General features: G+C 60.8%; 16 protein-coding genes and 1 tRNA gene. 10 read left to right on the top strand and 7 right to left on the bottom strand.

What is annotated here, in order from left to right; genetic code table 11:
* Positions 1-59: 59 nt before the first annotated feature.
* The 10 genes from BXU06_RS12290 (at position 60) to BXU06_RS12335 (ending at position 7,884) form a co-directional block, all read left to right on the top strand.
* The gene (locus BXU06_RS12290; RefSeq protein ID WP_077302861.1) at positions 60-1,796 is read left to right on the top strand and encodes a tetratricopeptide repeat protein; all 1,737 of its coding nucleotides are present in this window, start codon (positions 60-62) and stop codon (positions 1,794-1,796) included.
* A complete protein-coding gene (gene lolB / locus BXU06_RS12295; protein WP_077300009.1) occupies positions 1,793-2,353 on the top strand; it encodes a lipoprotein insertase outer membrane protein LolB in 561 nt (186 codons plus the stop codon). The genes BXU06_RS12290 and lolB overlap by 4 nt, the downstream gene beginning before the upstream one ends.
* Positions 2,344-3,189, top strand: coding sequence for a 4-(cytidine 5'-diphospho)-2-C-methyl-D-erythritol kinase (gene ispE, locus BXU06_RS12300; RefSeq protein ID WP_171982217.1), 846 nt, complete (start codon positions 2,344-2,346; stop codon positions 3,187-3,189). Before lolB ends, ispE begins: the two co-directional genes overlap by 10 nt.
* Before the next feature lie 7 nt (positions 3,190-3,196).
* Positions 3,197-3,271: transfer RNA gene (locus BXU06_RS12305), tRNA-Gln, on the top strand.
* An 84-nt stretch (positions 3,272-3,355) separates the two neighbouring features.
* Positions 3,356-4,312 (top strand): ribose-phosphate pyrophosphokinase, encoded by a 957-nt coding sequence (locus tag BXU06_RS12310; RefSeq protein WP_077300012.1) that lies wholly within the window; start codon positions 3,356-3,358, stop codon positions 4,310-4,312.
* Positions 4,313-4,421: 109 nt separating this feature from the next.
* Complete coding sequence (locus BXU06_RS12315; protein ID WP_077300015.1) at positions 4,422-4,982, top strand: 50S ribosomal protein L25/general stress protein Ctc; 561 nt, start codon at positions 4,422-4,424, stop codon at positions 4,980-4,982.
* A gap of 106 nt (positions 4,983-5,088) precedes the next feature.
* On the top strand, positions 5,089-5,658 hold the full coding sequence (pth, locus tag BXU06_RS12320; protein ID WP_077300017.1) for an aminoacyl-tRNA hydrolase: 570 nt from the start codon (positions 5,089-5,091) through the stop codon (positions 5,656-5,658).
* 44 nt (positions 5,659-5,702) lie between these two features.
* Positions 5,703-6,794 (top strand): redox-regulated ATPase YchF, encoded by a 1,092-nt coding sequence (gene ychF / locus BXU06_RS12325; protein ID WP_077300020.1) that lies wholly within the window; start codon positions 5,703-5,705, stop codon positions 6,792-6,794.
* A gap of 308 nt (positions 6,795-7,102) precedes the next feature.
* Positions 7,103-7,381, top strand: coding sequence for a DUF1778 domain-containing protein (locus BXU06_RS12330; RefSeq protein WP_077300023.1), 279 nt, complete (start codon positions 7,103-7,105; stop codon positions 7,379-7,381).
* Complete coding sequence (locus BXU06_RS12335; RefSeq protein ID WP_077300026.1) at positions 7,378-7,884, top strand: GNAT family N-acetyltransferase; 507 nt, start codon at positions 7,378-7,380, stop codon at positions 7,882-7,884. Before BXU06_RS12330 ends, BXU06_RS12335 begins: the two co-directional genes overlap by 4 nt.
* A 337-nt stretch (positions 7,885-8,221) precedes the next feature.
* On the opposite strand, the gene BXU06_RS12340 is transcribed toward BXU06_RS12335, so the two are convergent.
* From BXU06_RS12340 to paaY, 7 genes are all read right to left on the bottom strand, one after another.
* A complete protein-coding gene (locus tag BXU06_RS12340; RefSeq protein WP_077300029.1) occupies positions 8,222-11,425 on the bottom strand; it encodes a type I restriction endonuclease subunit R in 3,204 nt (1,067 codons plus the stop codon).
* Positions 11,425-13,719: an AAA family ATPase gene (locus BXU06_RS12345; protein WP_077300032.1), complete on the bottom strand. Its 2,295-nt coding sequence runs from the start codon at positions 13,717-13,719 to the stop codon at positions 11,425-11,427. The genes BXU06_RS12340 and BXU06_RS12345 overlap by 1 nt, the downstream gene beginning before the upstream one ends.
* Positions 13,716-14,465 carry an abortive infection family protein gene (locus tag BXU06_RS12350; protein WP_077300035.1) on the bottom strand — a complete coding sequence of 250 codons (750 nt, stop codon included), beginning with the start codon at positions 14,463-14,465 and terminating at the stop codon, positions 13,716-13,718. Before BXU06_RS12350 ends, BXU06_RS12345 begins: the two co-directional genes overlap by 4 nt.
* Positions 14,462-15,742 (bottom strand): restriction endonuclease subunit S, encoded by a 1,281-nt coding sequence (locus BXU06_RS12355; protein ID WP_077300038.1) that lies wholly within the window; start codon positions 15,740-15,742, stop codon positions 14,462-14,464. Before BXU06_RS12355 ends, BXU06_RS12350 begins: the two co-directional genes overlap by 4 nt.
* Complete coding sequence (locus tag BXU06_RS12360) at positions 15,739-17,310, bottom strand: class I SAM-dependent DNA methyltransferase (protein WP_077300041.1); 1,572 nt, start codon at positions 17,308-17,310, stop codon at positions 15,739-15,741. Before BXU06_RS12360 ends, BXU06_RS12355 begins: the two co-directional genes overlap by 4 nt.
* Positions 17,311-17,317: 7 nt before the next feature.
* Entirely contained in the window at positions 17,318-17,866 is a 549-nt protein-coding gene (locus BXU06_RS18225; protein WP_253189460.1) for a WYL domain-containing protein, read from the bottom strand.
* A 662-nt stretch (positions 17,867-18,528) separates the two neighbouring features.
* The gene (gene paaY / locus BXU06_RS12370) at positions 18,529-19,146 is read right to left on the bottom strand and encodes a phenylacetic acid degradation protein PaaY (protein WP_077300044.1); all 618 of its coding nucleotides are present in this window, start codon (positions 19,144-19,146) and stop codon (positions 18,529-18,531) included.
* Between the last annotated feature and the right edge of the window lie 37 nt (positions 19,147-19,183).

Here is a 19,183-nt window from a genome sequence, read left to right on the forward strand (position 1 = left end):
TCTTCGGCAAAGCCGTGGCTTTGCCGGTCATTATGGTCAGCCATTCGCGAAATCTGTTCATGAATATCCGCCTTACTGCGTCGAGCCTGATTCTGATGGCCGCCTTGTCGGCCTGCGCCACCCGCGTACCCAGCACGCAGGCACCCGCCGTTGTGCCCACGCCCGCGCCGCAGGCCGCCCCGGTCGCCGACGCCGCCTACCCCCGGCTGCCATTAAGCAACGAAATCCTGTTTGGCGTGCTGGCCAGTGAAATTGCCGCCCAGCGCGGCGGCGCATCCGCTGCTGCGCCCACCCTGCTGGGCCTGGCCCGCAGCACCCGCGACCCCCGGCTGGCACGGCGGGCGGCTGAATTTGCCCTGACCGCCAACCAGCTGGAGGTCGCCATCACCGCCCTGAAGCTGTGGCGTGAGCTCGACCCGAATACCGATCACGCCGAGTTTCAGCTGACCGCCACCCTGCTGCGCGCGGGCCGGCTGGCCGAGGCCACCCCTGGGATACAAGCGCAACTGGCCGCCCGGCCAGCAGAAGCCGCCCAGGTGTTCCTGCACCTGACTACCCTGCTGCCGCGTCAGGCTGACAAAGCTGCCGCGTACCGGATGATGCAAACCCTGCTGCTGCCGTTTCCCAGCGTGCCCGAAGGCCACTTTGCCCTGATGGTCACCGCGCACGAAGCCGGCGACAGCGCCATGGTGCAATCCGAACTGGACACCCTGGCCACCCTGGCCCCCGCCTGGGATCTGCCCGTGGCCTGGTATGTGGACCGTGTGCGCCAGGTATCGCCAGAACAGGCGCTGGAACTGCTGCAACGTGAACTGGCCCGCCGCCCACAGGCCGGGCTGGAACTGCAACTGAGCCAGCCGCGCCTGCTGGTGATGCTCAAGCGCTACGACGCTGCCCGCGATGCCTTTCAGCGGCTGCGCGCCAAATACCCGAAACAGGCCGAAGCCGCTTACGCGGTGGGCGTGCTGTCGTATGAACTGAAAGACTACGACGAAGCTGAACGCGCCTTGCGCACCGCACTGGAGCAAGGCTACCGCGACGCCGACTTCATCCGCTTCACCCTCGGGCAAATGGCCGAAGAGCGCCAGCAAACCGCCGAGGCCATGCGCTGGTACGAGGCCGTCACCGCCGGAGCACAGCTGGTTCCCTCACAAAGCCGGCTGGCCGCGCTGGAAGCCGGCTCCGGCCAACTGGACGCCGGCCTGATCCGCCTGGCCCGGCTGGCCGACATGCAGGGTGCCGAGCGCAGCGCGCTGGTGCTGGCGCAAGCCCAGCTGGCGCGCAACGCCAACCGGCCAGAGCGCGCCATTCGCATTCTGGATGAAGCGCTGGCCCGCACCCCGGCGGTGGCCGAATGGCGCTACGAACGCGCGCTGCTGCTGGACGACCAGCAACGGGTGGCCGATGCAGAAAAAGACCTGCGCGCCTACCTCAAGCTCAAACCCCATAGCGCGCAGGGACTGAATGCACTGGGCTATATTCTGGCCAACCGCACCACCCGCATCCGCGAAGCACGCGCGCTGGTCAGCCGGGCACTGAAACTGGACCCGGACAACCCGATGATTCTGGACAGCATGGGCTGGGTGGAATACCGCTCAGGCAAGCTGGAAGCCGCGCTGCGCTATCTGCAGCGCGCCCACCACCTGCTGCCCGACCCGGAAGTGGCCGCCCACCTGGGTGAAGTGCTGTGGAAAATTGGCCGCGAAGCCGAGGCCAGGGCGCTGTGGACACGCACGCTGGAAGCCAGCCCGGACAGTGACATTGTCCGCCAGACCCAACAGCGATTTGTCCGATGAGCGTTGCCCGCACCCTGTGGCACCCAGCCGGCCTGGTGCTGAGTCTGGCGCTGGGGGGCTGCGCCTGGCTGACCCCACCCACGCCCGCGCCGCTCAGTCAGACGCAAGCGCTACCATCCCGTTGGGATGTGGCCGGCAGGCTGTCGGTTAAAGTGTCGGGCAAGGGCTCGTATGGCAACTTTGACTGGCGTCGTCAGGCCGGCGTTGATACCTTCGACATCACCACCCCGCTGGGACAAACCCTGGCCCGGCTGGTGCGCCACGCCGAGGGCGTCACGCTGACCGCACGCGGCGAAACCCACCAGGCACAGGACGCCGAGCAGCTCAGCCAGTCATTGCTGGGCTGGCCCCTGCCGCTGGACAATCTTCCCTACTGGCTGGCGGGCCTGCCCGCACCCGGCCTGCCCAGCCAGGCCACTGACAGCGGCTTCACCCAGCAAGGCTGGCGGATTGAACTGGCCGACTACCAGGACACCCGCTATGGCCGCCGCCCGGCCAAGGTATTGCTCAGCCGCCCCGATCTTGACCTTCGTTTTGTGATGCACCAATGGCAATAATCTCCCCGTTCCAGTCTTTTCCGGCCCCGGCCAAGCTCAACCTCACCCTGGCCATCACTGGCCGGCGCGCCGATGGCTACCATCTGCTGGAAAGCGTGTTCCGCTTTATTGACCTGATGGACACCGTCGAACTGGCGGTACGCGACGACGGCCAGATGGTGCTGGATACGCCGATTGCCGGCGTCCCCGCCGACACCGACCTGACCGTGCGCGCCGCCCGGGCGCTGCAAGCCGCCAGCGGCAGCACGCTGGGCGCGTCGATCCGCCTGCACAAGCGGATTCCGATGGGGGGTGGACTGGGGGGCGGCAGTTCGGATGCGGCAACCGTCCTGCTGGCACTCAACCGGCTATGGCAACTGAACCTGCCCCGGCAGGCCTTGCAGGATATTGGCGTAACACTGGGCGCTGACGTGCCGGTGTTCATTTTTGGCCGCCCGGCCTTTGCCACCGGCATTGGCGATGAACTGACCGAGTGCGACGTGCCCGATGCCTGGTATGTGGTATTGCATCCAGGGGTGTCGGTGCCCACTGCGAAAATTTTTTCGCACCAGGGCTTGACACGCAATTCGACCCCTAGCATAATGCGTGCTCTCCAAACGACGCAGCGCAAGAACGACATGCAAAGCGTGGTTTGCCAGATGTTTCCTGAAGTAGCTGATTGCCTGGCGAAAGCCAGTGAATACGGATCAGCCATGATGACAGGTTCCGGGGCGTGTGTCTTCCTGGAATATGACGCGGAAGCTCAGGCAGGAGCAGTTTTCCAGTCGCTGTCGCACAGTTATACGGGTTTTATGGCCCGTGGGTTGCAACATCACCCGCTGTACGACGGTCGTTGAAGGTTACTGGGGAGTCGCCAAGTGGTAAGGCATCGGATTTTGATTCCGACATTCGTAGGTTCGATCCCTACCTCCCCAGCCAAGATTGCAAATCATGTGTCAGAAACCAAAGCGTGTAAGTCAAGCTCACTTACACGCTTTTTGTTTGTCCTCAGGTAGCGGAAACATGGCCTCCTACGATAGCTTGATGGTTTTTACCGGGACTGCTAACCCGGAACTCGCCCAGAACGTGGTAAAGCACCTGGATATCTCCCTGGGTCGCGCCGACGTGAACCGGTTCAGCGATGGCGAAGTGGCCATTGAGCTGCTGGAAAACGTGCGTGGCCGGGATGTCTTCGTGCTGCAGTCCACCTGTCAGCCCACCAACGACAACCTGATGGAAGTGCTGACCATGGTGGACGCGCTCAAGCGCGCCTCTGCTGGCCGGATCACCGCCGCCATCCCGTATTTCGGCTATGCCCGTCAGGACCGTCGTCCGCGCTCCGCGCGGGTGCCGATCTCGGCCAAGCTGGTGGCCAATATGCTCACCTCGGCAGGCGTTGACCGTCTGCTCACCGTTGACCTGCACGCTGACCAGATCCAGGGTTTCTTTGATATCCCGGTGGACAACGTCTACGCCACGCCCGTGCTGCTGCGTGAAATCGAAGCCCAGCGCTACGAAGACCTGATGGTCGTCAGCCCGGACATCGGCGGTGTGGTGCGCGCACGCGCCATGGCCAAGGCACTGACCTGCGAACTGGCCATCATCGACAAGCGTCGTCCCAAGGCCAATGTGGCCGAAGTGATGAACATCATCGGCGAAATCGAAGGCAAAACCTGCCTGATCGTCGATGACATGATCGACACCGCCAACACCCTGTGCAAGGCCGCGCAAGCGCTGAAAGACAAGGGCGCTGCCCGTGTGGTGGCCTACGCCACCCACCCGGTGCTGTCCGGCCAGGCCGCTGACCGCATTGGCTCGTCGGTGCTGGACGAAGTGGTGGTCACCGACACCATCCCGCTGCGCGCCGACGCCGCCGCCCAGAAAAAAATCCGCGTGGTGTCGATTGCCGGCCTGATCGCCGAAACTCTGCGCCGCATCAACAACGAAGAATCGGTCAGCTACCTGTTCGTCGAACGTTGACCCCTGGCACAGCCAGGAAACGCTTTTTTCCCGTCAGGCGCATTGCCTGACGGATTTTCGGGGGCAACTGGTCGCGGTTGCGCCCATTTATATTGTCTGGAGCTGGAAAATGACTATTGAAGTGATTGCACAAAAGCGCGTTGTCGAGGGTACGGGTGCGAGCCGCCGCCTGCGTCGCGCTGGCAAGGTGCCGGGCGTGGTGTACGGTGGTAACCAGGATGCCGTGTCCATCGAACTGGACCACAACACCCTGTTTTACGCACTGAAGGACGAAGCCTTCCACGGTGCCGTGCTGACCCTGAATCTGGATGGTGCCACTGAAGCCGTCCTGCTGCGTGACACCCAGCTGCACCCGTGGAAGCCGCAAGTGCTGCACGTGGACTTCCAGCGCGTGAACGCCAATGAAAAAATCACCACCAAGGTGGCCCTGCACTTCAAGAACGCCGATATTTGCCCGGCAGTGAAGCTGGGTGGCAAGAAGATCACCCACATCATGAACGACGTGGTGGTCAAGGCCCTGCCGGCCAACCTGCCGGCCTTTGTGGAAGTGGACCTGTCCGCCCTGCAAAGCGGCCAGTCGGTTCACCTGTCCGACCTGCCGGTGGCAGAAGGCGTCGAGCTGGTCGAACTGGCTCGCGGTCACGACCTGGCCGTGGCACAAGCTTCCTGATTCTCCCCTTCGGGGCGGTCAGAGCAGAACGGCTCGTTGCCTGCGCAGCGGGCCGTTTTGTCATCCTGCGCGACTGATTTCTGCCTTTCTGGTTTCTGGATTCATCATGGCCTCTATCCGTCTGATTGTCGGCCTGGGCAACCCTGGCCCGGACTACGCCGCCACCCGGCACAACGCCGGCTTCTGGCTGGTCGATCTGCTCTCCCGCCAGCAGCACGCGCCCCTGCGCGCCGAAGGCAAGTTTTTCAGCCTGTATGGCCGCGCGGGCGAGTTGCACCTGCTGGAACCGCAAACCTTCATGAACGCCAGCGGCAAGGCCGTGGCCGCCGTGGCGCGGTTTTACAAAATCCAGCCTGACGAAATCCTGGTGGTACACGACGAGCTGGATTTGCCACCCGGTGCCGCCAAGTTCAAACTGGGCGGCGGCCATGGCGGACATAACGGCCTGCGCGACATCCTGTCGGCGCTGGGCACACCCGATTTCTGGCGCTTGCGCCTGGGCATTGGCCACCCTGGCCACAAGGCCGAAGTGGTTAACTTTGTGCTCAAGCCACCGCGCAAGGAAGAACAGGACGCCATCGACCGCGCCATCGACCATGCGCTGGACGTGATGCCCGACGTGCTGGCGGGCCGCCTGCCCGAAGCGATGCAAACCCTGCACACCCGCGCCAAATAACGCCTGCCGCCCCGGCGGCGCCCCTGAATACACAAGGACACCCCATGAGCCTCAAATGCGGTATTGTCGGTTTGCCCAACGTTGGCAAATCCACCCTGTTCAACGCCCTGACCAAGGCCGGCATTGAAGCCGCCAACTATCCGTTTTGCACCATCGAGCCCAATGTCGGCATCGTTGAAGTGCCGGACGCCCGCCTGGACGCCCTGAGCAAAATCATCAACCCGCAACGCGTGCAACCGGCCATTGTCGAATTTGTTGATATCGCCGGCCTGGTAGCGGGTGCGTCCAAAGGCGAAGGCCTGGGCAACCAGTTTCTGGCCAACATTCGCGAAACCGACGCCATCGTCAACGTGGTGCGCTGCTTTGACGACGACAATATCGTCCACGTGGCCGGCAAGGTAGACCCCATCGCCGACATCGAAACCATCGGCACCGAACTGGCGCTGGCCGACCTGACCACCGTGGAAAAAGCCATCCAGCGCGATGGCAAAAAAGCCAAGAGCGGCGACAAGGACGCCATCAAGCTGGTGGCCCTGCTGGAAACCATCCGCGCCCACCTCGACCAGGGCCTGCCAGCGCGCAGCATGGGCCTGGACGCTGAGCAGCAAACCCTGATCAAGCCGTTCTGCCTGCTGACCATCAAGCCGGCCATGTATGTGGCCAACGTGGCTGAAGACGGCTTCAGCAACAATGCCTTCCTCGACCGCCTGACCGAATTCGCCAGCAAGGAAGGCGCACCCGTGGTAGCCGTCTGCGCCGCCATCGAAAGCGAAATTGCCGACCTGGACGACGCCGACAAGCAGGAATTCCTCGATAGCCTGGGCCTGGAAGAACCCGGCCTGAACCGGCTGATCCGCGCCGGCTACGAGCTGCTCGGCCTGCAAACCTACTTCACCGCCGGGGTAAAGGAAGTGCGCGCCTGGACCATCCACAAAGGCGACACCGCCCCGCAAGCCGCCGGTGTGATCCACACCGACTTTGAACGCGGCTTCATCCGCGCGCAAACCATCGCCTACGCCGACTTCATCGCCTGCGGCGGCGAAGCCAAGGCCAAAGAGGCCGGCAAAATGCGCTCGGAAGGCAAGGAGTACGTGGTGCAGGACGGCGATGTGATGAATTTCTTGTTTAACGTCTGACGTGTGAAGCAAGCCCGGCATTTGCAGTCGGTTTGTTGATGTTGCGAAAAAAAGCCCCGTGGATGCGGGGCTTTTTTGATGAATAAGGGGTTGTGCGGTGCATCCTCAATAATATCTTCCAGGTCATCAGAACCCAGTTTGCCTCACTCGCAGGGCCACACGTTGTCGGTATCCAGGTCACCGCCTTGCACAGTGATTCACTCCCGGTTCACATCGAATGTCAGTCGCGAGATATCAATGCACGTTTGATTTGTCAGGACATCATCCGGACGCTACCATACCGATAGTGTCAAAACATGGGGGTTACCATGAGCGCCTCGAATCTCTCTAAAACCGAACGGATCGATGTCCGCGCCAGCAGTGCGGTCAAACAGTTGCTGCAGGAGGCTGCGCGCTCTTGCCATAAAAACGTCAGTGAATTCCTGCTGGATGCCGGGGTGATCGCGGCCAACCAAGCATTGGCAGACCGTCGTTGCTTTGTGCTGGACGATGAGCAGTGGCAGGCGTTTCAGCAGGCGCTGGATCGTCCCGTGCAAGCCAAGCCGCGCTTGAAGAAACTGCTCAGTGAACCTGGGGTTCTGGGTTGAGTGCAGCGTATGAGTCCGTCCGCAAGCTCACGCCTGCGGACTCGACCGAAGGCTTTGACTGCGGGCAAGCGCCACTCAACCAGTTTTTGCAACGCTACGCTCTGGTCAACCAGCAAGCCAACAGCGCCCAGACTTATGTGTGCTGCCTTGGCGGCCAGGTCGTGGGCTTCTACAGTCTGGCGGTTGGAAGTATTGATCCGCAGGGCACCCCAGCGCGCGTCATGAAGGGCTTGGCCCGGCATCCCGTGCCGGTCATGATCCTGGCGCGGTTGGCCGTGGATCGTGATCACCAGGGACAGGGTCTGGGCAAGGCGCTGCTCAAGGACGCGCTGCTGCGCACCGCACAGGCCGCTGACATTGCGGGCATTCGCTGCCTGCTGGTTCATGCCAAGGATGAGGCCGCGCGGCAGTGGTATGAGTCCTGGGAGTTCGACCCCAGTCCGACCGACCCTTATCATCTGTTCTTGATGCTCAAGGATCTCAAGGCGCTACTGGCGGGTTGATTTGATCAGGAGCGGAAATTTTTTGCGAGTGTTTTCCGAAACCTGGTTGAATCCCGTCTGTCCTGATCTTGATTTTCCAGCGTGCCCAGCCCTGGGAGCCAGGGACGCGCTGATTTATTCAGAAAAATCGTGTTTGCCAAAAGCAAAACCCAGCAAAATCAACACCCTGGATTCCCGCCTTCGCGGGAATGACGATTTTTTCAGCGTATCCCTAGGGATATTCTTAGCGTGAAACACCCTGATTTTTGCGAGCAAAAAAGCATCGCGAACAATCAAGGCGCGATGCGAGTAGCAAAGAGCAGGGACTTGACACTGTTCAATTTCTCGGTTGTCTATATCAGAGCGACCCTCCACGTGAAACCGACCACCTCGACGACAACGCCTCGGCCTGTTGCAGCACCGTTTGAACTGCCGTGTCTTGGAGGTCGGGCGGGTAGCCATACTTGCGGAGGGTGCGCTTCACCAGCACCCGCATCCGTGCGCGGGCAGAGTCCCGGTGGGCCCAGTCAACCGACACGTTCTCGCGCAGGCTCATCAGCAATTCGTGGGCGATCAGCTTGAGCTTGTCGTCGCCCATCATCTGCACCGCGCTTTCGTTCTCGGCCAGGGCGTCGTAGAAGGCAATCTCTTCGTCTGACAGCCCGGACTCTTCGCCACGCTGGCGAGCCGCTCGGATGTCCTTGGCCAACTGGATCAGCTCCTGCAGCACCTCGGCGGTGGTGATCGCATTGGCGTGATAGCGTGCCACGGCGTCTTCCAATCGCACCGAGAAGGCCTTGGTCTGCACCACGTTGGCCTTGCTGCGTGAGCGAATGCCGTCGTTCAGCAACTTGCGCAGTGCTTCCAGCGCAAGATTCCTCTTCTCCATCTGTTGCACTTCGGCAAGAAACTCGTCGGAGAGGATGGAGATGTCCGGGCTCTTGACTCCCGCAGCCGCCAAGATGTCCACGATCTCGGTCGAGACCACAGCACGGCTAACGATTTGCTGGATAGCCAACTCGCGCTCTTGCTGGGCCATGCCAGACCCAGTACTGCTCTTGACCAACGCAGCGCGAATCGCCTGGAAGAAGCCAACCTCCTCTCGAATTTCTCGGGCCTCGTCAGAGGCAGAGGCCAGAGCGTAAGCCTTGGACAATGCGAGCACGGCATCCTGGTATCGGCGGTGAGCGTTCTTCTTACCCTCCGCCGCTCTTTCCTTCTCAGCCAGCTTCTGCTGCAGATCGAGAATCCACTCGATGGCCCCCGCCATCATGGCCAGGCGCTCCTGCGGCGTGCCACTCAGCGCTGACGCATAGTCGAAGCCGTGGAACATGTCCCGCACGACCTCGTACTTCTCCATCATCACCGCAACGGCCTGTGCTTCGTCGATGCCTGTGCTCTCTTGGTCGCCCTTGGAATACCGCTGCAGGGCGGTTTTCAGGTTTTGTGCAATACCGATGTAGTCCACGATCAGCCCCGCAGGTTTGTCGCGGAACACGCGGTTCACGCGCGCAATGGCCTGCATCAGTCCGTGACCCTTCATCGGCTTGTCGACGTACATCGTGTGCATACACGGCGCGTCAAAGCCGGTGAGCCACATGTCCCGAACGATCACCAGCTTGAGTGGGTCTTGGGGATCGCGAGCCCGCTTGGCCAGCAGATCGCGCCGGGCCTTATTGCCGATGTGCTGCTGCCACTCCTGCGGGTCGCTTGCTGCGCCCGTCATCACGATCTTGACCGCCCCCGCGTTGTCATCGGCGCTGTGCCAATCCGGGCGCAACTTAACGATCTCGTCGTAAAGCTTGACGCAGATGCGGCGGCTCATGCACACCACCATCGCCTTACCGTCGAGGGCGGCCACGCGATCTTCGAAGTGGGCGACCATGTCTTGGGCCACCAGAGCAAGGCGCTTGTCGCTACCCACCAGGGCTTCAACCGTTGACCACTTCCTCTTGAAGCGCTCTTGATCGGCCTCGGAATCTTCCTCGGTCAGATCGTCAACTTCGGCATCGATCTTCGACTTTTCTGCTTCGTCGAGTTCGATGCGCGCCAATCGGGACTCGTAGTAGATCGGAACGGTCGCGCCATCCTCGACTGCACGGCTGATGTCGTAAACGTCGATGTAGTTGCCGAACACTGCCGGGGTGTTGACATCGTCCGCCTCGATGGGCGTGCCGGTAAAACCGATGAAGGATGCGTTCGGCAGGGCGTCGCGCATGTACTTGGCAAAGCCATAGGAGATTTCGCCGGTCTTCGCGTCCACCTTGGCCTTGAAGCCGTATTGGCTGCGGTGCGCTTCATCTGCGATCACGACCACGTTGCGGCGCGTGGTGAGCGGCTCCGCAACCTCGCCGAATTTCTGCAAGGTCGTGAAAATCACCCCGCCCGAGGCCCGGCTCAAGACCCTCTGCAAGTCTTCGCGGCTCCCGGCCTGCACTGGGGTTTGCCGGATCAGGTCGCGGCACATCGAAAAAGTTGAGAAAAGCTGATCGTCGAGGTCGTTGCGGTCAGTCAGCACCACCAGCGTTGGGTTGGCCATTGCCGGGTGTTTGACCAGTTGCCCGGCGTAGAACGCCATCAGCAGGCTTTTGCCGGAGCCCTGGGTGTGCCAAATAACGCCCGCGCGTTTATCGCCTTGACGTTGAGTCTTCACACTTGGCAAACCGTAGTCAGCAGGGTCTTCTGCCACACCTTGCACTGCCATCGAAGCACGAACAGTCGATGCCACCGCGTGTCGCACCGCATGGAACTGGTGGTAGCCCGCGATGATCTTGGCCAGCCCGGAACTGGTTTCGCCGAAGACCGTGAAGTAGCAGAGCAGATCGAGCAGGCGGCGATGCTCGAACACGCCTTCGATCAGCGTCGAGAGTTCCGGCGCACCTTTCGGAGCAACGTCCTTGCCGTCGGTGGTACGCCAAGGCATGCAGCGCTCAAGGTCTGCCGAGAGCGAACCCACCCTGGCTGCAATGCCATCCGAGGTGACCAGCAGCGCGTTGGTGTTGAACAGCGCCGGGATTTGCTTCTTGTAGGTCTGCAACTGGTTGAACGCGCCCAGCAGATGCGCCCCTGCGCTGCCCGGCGCTTTCAGCTCGATCACGCCCAGCGGCAAGCCGTTCACGAACACCACCACATCGGGCCGCCGGTTGTTCTGGCCGTTGATTACTACGAACTGGCTCACCGCCAACCAGTCGTTTTGCTCTGGGTGTTCGAAGTCGATGAGCGCGACCTTGCCCGCTGTTAGCGTGCCGTCGTCCGCGTAGTACTCGACGTCCACACCTTCCGTCATCAGCTTGTGGAGACGGCGGTTCTCTTCGAGCAGCGATGGCAGCTCGGACTGCATCACGCGCCGCACGGCATCCTGACGCGCTTCCAACGGAAGGCCAGGATTCAGACGCGCGACGGCGTCTTCAAACCGCTTCTTGAGCACAACCTCATCGTAACTTTCGCGCTCCGGTCGGTGTCCATCGGGGCCGATGTCCTCCTCGCGTTCGATGCTGTATCCCAGCCCTCGCAACTGTTCCAGTAATGCCAGCTCTACGGCGGCCTCCGACAGAAACGCCATTACGGTTCTCCTTGTTCTTCGATGGGCTGAATCGCCACCAGCTTCAATAGCCCGTCGTAATGCTCACGGTCGACAGCCATCATCATTTCGAGTGTGTCGCGCAATACGGGTTGGGTTTCTGCGAGCAGAGAAAGATCGTGCCCCGGATCAGCAATTGCGCCAGCGTGTGAGTAAGTGTTGAGCAGGCGGAGGATGCGGGTCTTTTTCGCATTGTCGAAATTCACACGCTCGAGCCGTGGGCCGAGATCCCCGCTCATCTCAGGAAAACGAAACGCGAGAAAGGCTTCGATCAACCGGCGCGCGACATTGGGCAAACCGTAGTGATGTTCCAGTTGAACAACGTCATTACGGTGGGCCTCCTCGTAGACTCGCTTGAACAGATACTGGTACTCCGACTCGTACTCCTCAAGCAGAGGGTCAAGATGGTCCAATTCGCTTGTGCGCGATCCGTTGGCGTGACACCGGGCGCGAAGCAGAAAGAAACGGCCTGGTCGGTCTTCAGTCTTTTTCTTCCGTTGTCCTGGCAGGTGATGAAACCAGTTCTTCACCAGCCGGAAAAACGAAAAGCTGTGGGTAAAGATGAACAGCTGCCCAGCTTCCTTGGTGCGATCCTTCATGTAGCCGAAGGCCGAGAACAGAGCGTTGTCATCCAGGCTCGATACCGGATCGTCAATGACCACAATGCCGTTCTTCAAGTCGAATGCTCTGTCCTGCAACGACTTGAGGAAATAGAGGAACGCAATCGCCGTACGCTCTCCATCGCTCAAATTCGCTACATACTGGCCGTTGCGGGTCAGCGCGTAGCCAGTGCCCTTCACCTCGAAGCGCAGTTCGTCGCGCCCAAGGTAGGCGCGCAGTTCTGCCGTCAGCTCCTCGGCAGGGCGGCGGTGTTCGAGAATCGCACGCTCCAGTTCATTGATCTGTGTCTGGGTGCTTGCCTGCGTAGCTTTTATGCCTTCCAGTTTCGAAGTCGCGGTCTTTACCGCATCGGCGAGCTGGACAAATTCGGCGTGTGCCTCGGCCACATACGACGCCTCAAGCTTCTTGCACGCACTGTCGACCGAGGCCGTGAACTCTGCGGATATACGGTTGTGCTTCTCTACGATCTCGTTGAAAGCAGCGACTGCATCAGTGATCGAGGAGGGTTTCGTCGCCGCTGGTGTCTGCGTGGCAGTCGGTGCGAACGGCTGATCGCGCTTTGCCTCGACACGCGCGATTAAGACCTCGAGCGCGGCTTGGGTCTCTGACTGCGCCGTCACCACCATTGCGCCTGCGGATGGCACATCGGATGCGAGCGCTTCATAGAATCGCGAAACATCGGGCAGCGAAAGCGAGGCCACAGCCTGCGTGGCTGCCTTCAGCTTTGAGAGAAGAACGGCCAGGTCTTTCTGGAAAATCGCGAAGGCATCGTTGAAGTGCGCTTCGAGCGCGGAGCGACGCCCTGCCTGAAGCGGCTGTTGGCAGAAGCGGCAAGTGTCGGTTGCGTGTTCTCCTGAGTGCAGATGAATCCCCTCCTGCACCCATGAGGCAAGCTTGGCATTGCTGGTCAGCTCATCAAGCGTCTGCGCGACGACGGAGCGTGCAACCAAGGTGTCGACCTCACGCGTCAGCGCATCAAGCTCGATAGATGGCGTGGCGACCTTCTCGACAAGGGGCTTTGGCTGAGCGTTCTTCTGGCTGTGGAGCGGCGTTTTCTGCTCGTCGGTCAGCGTCGCGGCCATCGCCTGCTGCGCATCCATTGCTTCAACGGCACGCCTGAAATTTCGCTTGTCATAGTTGTTGTAGGTCCGGCTGTTCGCGGTGGTCAACAGCTCCTTGATGAGCTTCGCCTTGTCCTTACAGACATCGTCCAGCTTCGACTCTGCTCTTGTCTTGTCGGTCTGCGCAGTCCGCAACTTGATGTCGGTCGTGGCAAGCTCCTTCTTGAGCTGCTCAACCCGCGTCTGTTTCTCAATACTGTCTTCGCCGAGAAAATAGATCGGCGCAATGCCGCCGCCCGCCTGCGACAGGGTGGCGTTGACGAAATCGCGGTTAAACACGCGCACTTGGGGAAGCGGTGACGAAGCAAAAGCGGTTCCTGCTACCTTGGTCGCGCCGTCGAGCTCCAGCTCCGCGTCACCCTCGATGAGTGCGATTTTTTTCTCAACAAGCGAAAGCAGTCCAGACAGCGTCGTCTTTCCACTGCCATTCCACCCGTAGATGACATTGAACTGGGCGAATGGGTGCAGATCCTTTGACCAAGCAAAGTCGCGAAACACTCGGAGCCGTAGCTTGGCGATGCGCGTCAACTTCATGCTGACTCTCCTTGTCCTTCGACGGGCTCCACAGCCGGAGCAGGTGCGCCGCGCGCCGCGTTCAGCGCTTCGACGTAGGCATCCCGATCCAGTTGGTAAAGCAAACGGCTGACTTCTATGTTGATGGGCAGCTCATCACCGCCCGGCAGCAGGAAGCGCAAGGTTGGCGAGTCGCCGTCCTCGGCATCCACTGTGAGCCCTACGTGCGCGTCGATCAGCGTGTTTTCTTCTGCAAATCGCTCCCACGGCTCGCGGGAGCTGACCGGGTCGAGCTGCGCATCCAGAAAGGCCTGATGCAGAAAGGCCACGATGGCATCAGCAGCCAAAACCGCGCTGCGCCGGTGGTGCTCTGCCAATCGCGCCAGATACGGGTCTTTGCCGTGGCTGGCGGGGCCCGCCTTGTTGCGCAGGTCGTTCAGTGCGTCGGCCAACTTGTGATGGCTGGACACCAGCTTCTTGAACCGGTCGTCACGGACATCGCCAAGTTTGAGCGCGCGAATTGCAGCCGTCAGCCAGTCCGAAAGCGATGGCGTCTCCTGTGTGGGCTTGAGCGGGTTTTGCTGGGTGTGAAAACTTTCCACCACCACGCGACAGACCACCTCGACGACGGTCTTGGCGCAGTCGATGCACGCATCGTTGTTGTGCTCCAGATTGTTCTCCATCGCCTCGAAGGTCTGCTGCAACATTGGCGCGTCGCGCCAATGGCCGCAGGCCTCGCGAATCCCCGGGCACCAATCCAAGGTCATACCGCCGCTCCGACGATGCGCTCGACATCCGGTACACGCAGCTCACCAGAAACCAGTTTCGGGAGAAGGGTGTCACGGAGTTGGGCGAGCGCGCGGGATTGCTGCGCGCTGCTGACCAATTGATCAAATTGCGAAGCAATGACGGCGTCAAACTTTTTCATGCTTTCCGGTGGTGCAACAGCAATGCGAGCCTCCGTGAGGTGTTTGCGCTGAATGTGGCCCATCGTGGTGGCCTTGCCAGCGGCAATAGCGCGGAAATCCGACAAATGTTGACGGGTGGCGAAGAAGTAGAACCACTTTGGCACCTCGTTGGACGTAACCTTAAACAGATGCTGGTTCAATGCGCCCCGCCCACCATTCCACACTTCAACCTCGAGGGAGCCCGACCACGAGAACAGCACGTCGCCGTCGACGACGACATATTCAGACTTAATTTGCGTGCTCGCCTTGTCTGCTCCAGTCGTATTTCCAGCGCGCAGTTGTGCGATCTTGATGACCGGAAGGAACTCGGTTTCGCTTTCGGGCGGAAATTTTTGTAGCGCAAGGCCATTGAGATAGCTCGCAATCGAGTCAAGCGAACGCATCTGCCAGCCCTCCGGAATCTCCCCCAACTCCGATTCGACGAGTCGGTCGGGAAAGACGTCGTAGAGGTGCGCAGGTAGGCCGGGCAGCGATTGTCCACGCTGCCAGCGGCCTTCCAGCTTGGCGCGCACCGGCTCGAAGTCCACGAACCACGCCTTGAATAAGGTGCGTGCCATCGCCTCCAACGCTTGAGTGACCCGGCGATTGTTGGATATGAGGTTGTCCATCGATGACAAAACACTTCCGATTCCACTTCGCTCAAGGCTGGAAAAGTCAGGAATATCGTAATCTGCGATTGCTTGCCAAGAGACCCTTTGTCGCCCGGAGGTTCCTTCCATACGGCCCTTCGCATAGGCTCGAAAGTCGGGATGCCTCGCAACGTAATAGACAAAATCTTCATCAATGCTTGGGTCTTTCGCGGCCATGACGATGAATTCGGTCGAGCCATGACTAACGGCGTTGCTGGGCAGACCGCTCACCTTCGCGGTTTTACCGTTTTCGAGGCAAGGTGTAATCCGGGCGAATAGCGTGTCGCCGTTCTTGAATTTGCTGCCGCCACCGTTGAATACACGGCTACCGATCCCTGAGACATCTCGCTCTCCCTCAGGCAAATCCGCCATCTCAATGAATGGCGTAAGGGCACCCTTTTCGAGCGGACGCTTCGGGTTGAAATCGATCAAATCGGACAGCTTCATTGCTCGAGCTCCACAATTGGAAACCCAATGAGCTTTAGCTGCTCTCGCATCGTCGCTTGAAGGCCTGCTGACTCTGCGAGCTGCTCCCCTAGCTCTATCGTGAGTCGAGTCATTCGTTCTTCGAAGGACTCATCGTCCTTGACGAGGTCCCCAGTCCCAACATAGCGCCCGGGAGTCAGCACATGGCCGTGTTTGCGGATCTCCTCCATCGATGCCGACTTGCAGAAGCCAGCCACGTCAGCGTACTCCCCGGCGTCTTTCTCGCCGCGCCAAGCGTGGTAGGTGTCAGCGATCTTCTGGACCTCCTCGTCGGCGAGTTCGCGCCGGGTGCGATCCACCAGAACGCCCATCTTGCGGGCGTCGATGAACAGCACTTGCCCACGCCGGTCACGCAGACCACGGCCAGGGTTCTTGTTGCGGGCCAGGAACCACAGGCAAGCGGGGATCTGCGTGGAGTAAAAGAGCTGCCCAGGTAGCGCCACCATGCAATCCACCGCGTCGGCCTCGAGCATCGCCTTGCGGATATCGCCTTCGCCCGACTGGTTAGAGCTCATCGAGCCGTTGGCCAGCACCACGCCCGCTGTGCCGTTGGGTGCAAGGTGGTGGTAAATGTGCTGGAGCCAGGCGTAGTTGGCATTGCCCACGGGCGGCACGCCGAACTTCCAGCGCACGTCTTCACGCAGGCGGTCGCCGCCCCAGTCGGAGATGTTGAAGGGCGGGTTGGCGAGGATGTAGTCGGCTTTGAGGTCGCGCAGTTCGTCCTTGTGGAAGCTGCCCTCGTTGTTCCAGCGGATGTCGGAGTCGATGCCCCGCACCGCCAAGTTCATCTTGGCTAGCCGCCACGTGGTGTAGTTCGACTCCTGCCCGTAGATCGCGATGTCCCCAATGCGACCACCGTGCTCCTGCACGAACTTTTCCGACTGCACGAACATCCCGCCTGAGCCGCAGCACGGGTCGTACACGCGGCCCGTGTACGGTTCCAGCATTTCGACCAGCACGCGCACCACGGAGCGAGGCGTGTAGAACTCACCGCCGCGCTTGCCTTCGGCACCAGCGAACTGGCCCAAAAAATACTCGTACACGCGCCCGAGAATGTCCTTGGAGCGGTCGCCTTCCTCGTTGAGCGCAATGCCGGAGATCAGGTCGATCAGCTCGCCCAGCATCACCTTGTTGAGCGCGGGCCGGGCGTAGTCCTTGGGCAACACGCCCTTGAGCGATTCGTTGTCCTTCTCGATGACGCGCATCGCGTCATCGATCAAGGTGCCGATGGTGGGCAGCTTGGCGTTGGCCTGCAGGTGCGACCAGCGCGCCTCCTTCGGCACCCAGAACACGTTGTCCGCGATGTACTCGTCCTTGTCCTCTGCGGCCTGTGCGTCTTCAGTCAGCAGCGCCTTGTGCTTGGCCTCGAAGGCGTCGGAGATGTACTTGAGGAAGATAAGTCCGAGCGCGACGTGCTTGTAGTCGCTTGGCTCCATATTGCCGCGCAGCTTGTCGGCGGTCTTGAAAAGATCCGCCTCGAAGCCGAGGTTGCCCCCGTTACCGTTTTTGGCGGTGTCCTTCTGTGCCATCGTGCTCTTATCCTTTGCGTGATGTCTTTGCTGCCGGGGCTTGATACCCCGGCGCGAGCTTTGCGTTCTCAACGCCGTACAGCGCCAGCGGATCGCTGAGCCATAGGCGGTACTGTTCTTCCTTTAGACGGTGATCGGGCGAGCAGTCCACGCGCCAGCGCAGCAGCATGTAGCCAGCGACAGCGGCGCGAACGCGCATCCGAATCGAGCCGTCGGTCATCTCATAGTCCATCTTGATGATCTCTGGGCGCTCAAGGCGCGGGTGCGGCACGAAGTCCAGCTCGACGATCCGCGTCCACTGGATGTCGTTGTCCGGCTGTTCGTTGGCCTGTGGCTCCTCATCAAGCAGCGTTGGCGCTTCGATACGTGTAACGACGAAGTCCCGAAACTCTCCGCTCTTGCGATCAAAGGCCCGGACATGCCAGCGCAGGCCGGTATCCACCAGCGCAAATGGCACGATGACCCGCTCGGACTCACCGCTGCTCATCGAGTGGTAGCGGATGGCGATTGGCCGCTTGGCGTGGATTGCCCGGCAGACCGGGGCCAGCACGTCCATCCTGGGGTTGCTCAGGGCAGAGGGTGACTCGCACGGCAGCAGCGACTGCGTCGCGCTGTTCACGCCATCGCCGAAACCCAGCGCCAGCGCCGATAGTACGCGCTGCGATGCGTGATCGAACAGCGGAGCGAACGCCTGCCCGATGCGGTAGATCTTGTTGCTACCGTCAAAGGTGATGTTCTGCGGCGCGATTTCCCGGTATAGAGCCGAATCGCGTGCCGCCCCTGCCGGAGCTACACCGAAGCGCTCAATCAGGTCAGGGCGACCGATCTCACCGAAGAAGCAAAGCTGGAAGTCGATGTAGGCCAGCCGCTCGCGCTAAACATGGCTCAAGCTCTCGACGCGCTGGAGTTTAGTCACCAAAATCTCCTTATCTGAGACGGACGACTAAAAGGCTGTAATTGGTTTTATATTTTTTCATTGACATGCGCATAATATCATCAAATTGATAATTTTGCGCCACAAACTTAACTCCTACAACACGGCATTACTTCTGCCTCGGATAGTGAAGTTCGAGACAGGCCTGAGCCCAATCTGATGCAAACGATCTACTGCCTTTGCTAGGGAGTCAACCGCTCAAGCCTGCACAGGCGCAGGGCTGAGCCGGTATTGTCTGAGGCCACGCCCCCCAGAGCAAAGCCAGTGGACAGAAAGCCCCCCGCTCACCGCCCCTTCCTCACCCCCAGCGGCACCACCTCCTCCATCGACCATTGCACTCGTGGCCGGTTGGCTTCCACCTCGGTCAGCGGCGCGGTGGCGGTCATGCTGGCCAGGCTGCGGCGGGCCAGCGCCTGGTAGCAGGCGGTACCGTCGCGTTTCCATTGCCGCTCGGTGTCGGTCAGCGGGCGCACCACCTTGGCTGGCACGCCGGCCACCAGCACGCCAGGCGGAATCTCCATGCCGGCTTTGACGAAGGCCGAGGCGGCGACGATGGCGGATTCGCCCACGCTGGCGTGGTCCATCACCACCGCATTCATTCCCACCAGCGCATTGCGCCCTACCCGGCAGCCGTGCAGCACTGCGCCATGGCCGATATGGCCTTCTTCTTCCACCACGGTGTCGGTGCCCGGAAAACCATGCATCACGCAGGTGTCCTGCACATTGGCACCGGCTTGCAGAATCAGCCGGCCAAAGTCGCCGCGCAGGCAGGCGCATGGGCCTACGTAGCAGTCCGGGCCGATGATCACATCGCCAATCAGCACGGCAGAGGGATGAACATAGGCGCTGGGGTGAACCACCGGGATCAGCCCTTCCAGGGCATAGACAGACAGAGTGTGCATTTGCGGCGCTCCTGTGGGTGTGCTGTAATATTCTGTA

The organism is Aquaspirillum sp. LM1 (assembly GCF_002002905.1).
Taxonomy (GTDB): Bacteria; Pseudomonadota; Gammaproteobacteria; order Burkholderiales; family Aquaspirillaceae; genus Rivihabitans.

Excerpts from the sequence above, each read along its gene's own strand:
- BXU06_RS12290 (WP_077302861.1), top strand. The coding sequence starts at position 60 with ATGAATATCCGCCTTACTGCGTCGAGCCTGATTCTGATGGCCGCCTTG.
- lolB (WP_077300009.1), top strand. The coding sequence starts at position 1,793 with ATGAGCGTTGCCCGCACCCTGTGGCACCCAGCCGGCCTGGTGCTGAGT.
- ispE (WP_171982217.1), top strand. The coding sequence starts at position 2,344 with ATGGCAATAATCTCCCCGTTCCAGTCTTTTCCGGCCCCGGCCAAGCTC.
- BXU06_RS12310 (WP_077300012.1), top strand. The coding sequence starts at position 3,356 with ATGGCCTCCTACGATAGCTTGATGGTTTTTACCGGGACTGCTAACCCG.
- BXU06_RS12315 (WP_077300015.1), top strand. The coding sequence starts at position 4,422 with ATGACTATTGAAGTGATTGCACAAAAGCGCGTTGTCGAGGGTACGGGT.
- pth (WP_077300017.1), top strand. The coding sequence starts at position 5,089 with ATGGCCTCTATCCGTCTGATTGTCGGCCTGGGCAACCCTGGCCCGGAC.
- ychF (WP_077300020.1), top strand. The coding sequence starts at position 5,703 with ATGAGCCTCAAATGCGGTATTGTCGGTTTGCCCAACGTTGGCAAATCC.
- BXU06_RS12330 (WP_077300023.1), top strand. The coding sequence starts at position 7,103 with ATGAGCGCCTCGAATCTCTCTAAAACCGAACGGATCGATGTCCGCGCC.
- BXU06_RS12340 (WP_077300029.1), bottom strand. The coding sequence starts at position 11,425 with ATGGCGTTTCTGTCGGAGGCCGCCGTAGAGCTGGCATTACTGGAACAG.
- BXU06_RS12345 (WP_077300032.1), bottom strand. The coding sequence starts at position 13,719 with ATGAAGTTGACGCGCATCGCCAAGCTACGGCTCCGAGTGTTTCGCGAC.
- BXU06_RS12350 (WP_077300035.1), bottom strand. The coding sequence starts at position 14,465 with ATGACCTTGGATTGGTGCCCGGGGATTCGCGAGGCCTGCGGCCATTGG.
- BXU06_RS12355 (WP_077300038.1), bottom strand. The coding sequence starts at position 15,742 with ATGAAGCTGTCCGATTTGATCGATTTCAACCCGAAGCGTCCGCTCGAA.
- BXU06_RS12360 (WP_077300041.1), bottom strand. The coding sequence starts at position 17,310 with ATGGCACAGAAGGACACCGCCAAAAACGGTAACGGGGGCAACCTCGGC.
- BXU06_RS18225 (WP_253189460.1), bottom strand. The coding sequence starts at position 17,866 with ATGGACGTGCTGGCCCCGGTCTGCCGGGCAATCCACGCCAAGCGGCCA.
- paaY (WP_077300044.1), bottom strand. The coding sequence starts at position 19,146 with ATGCACACTCTGTCTGTCTATGCCCTGGAAGGGCTGATCCCGGTGGTT.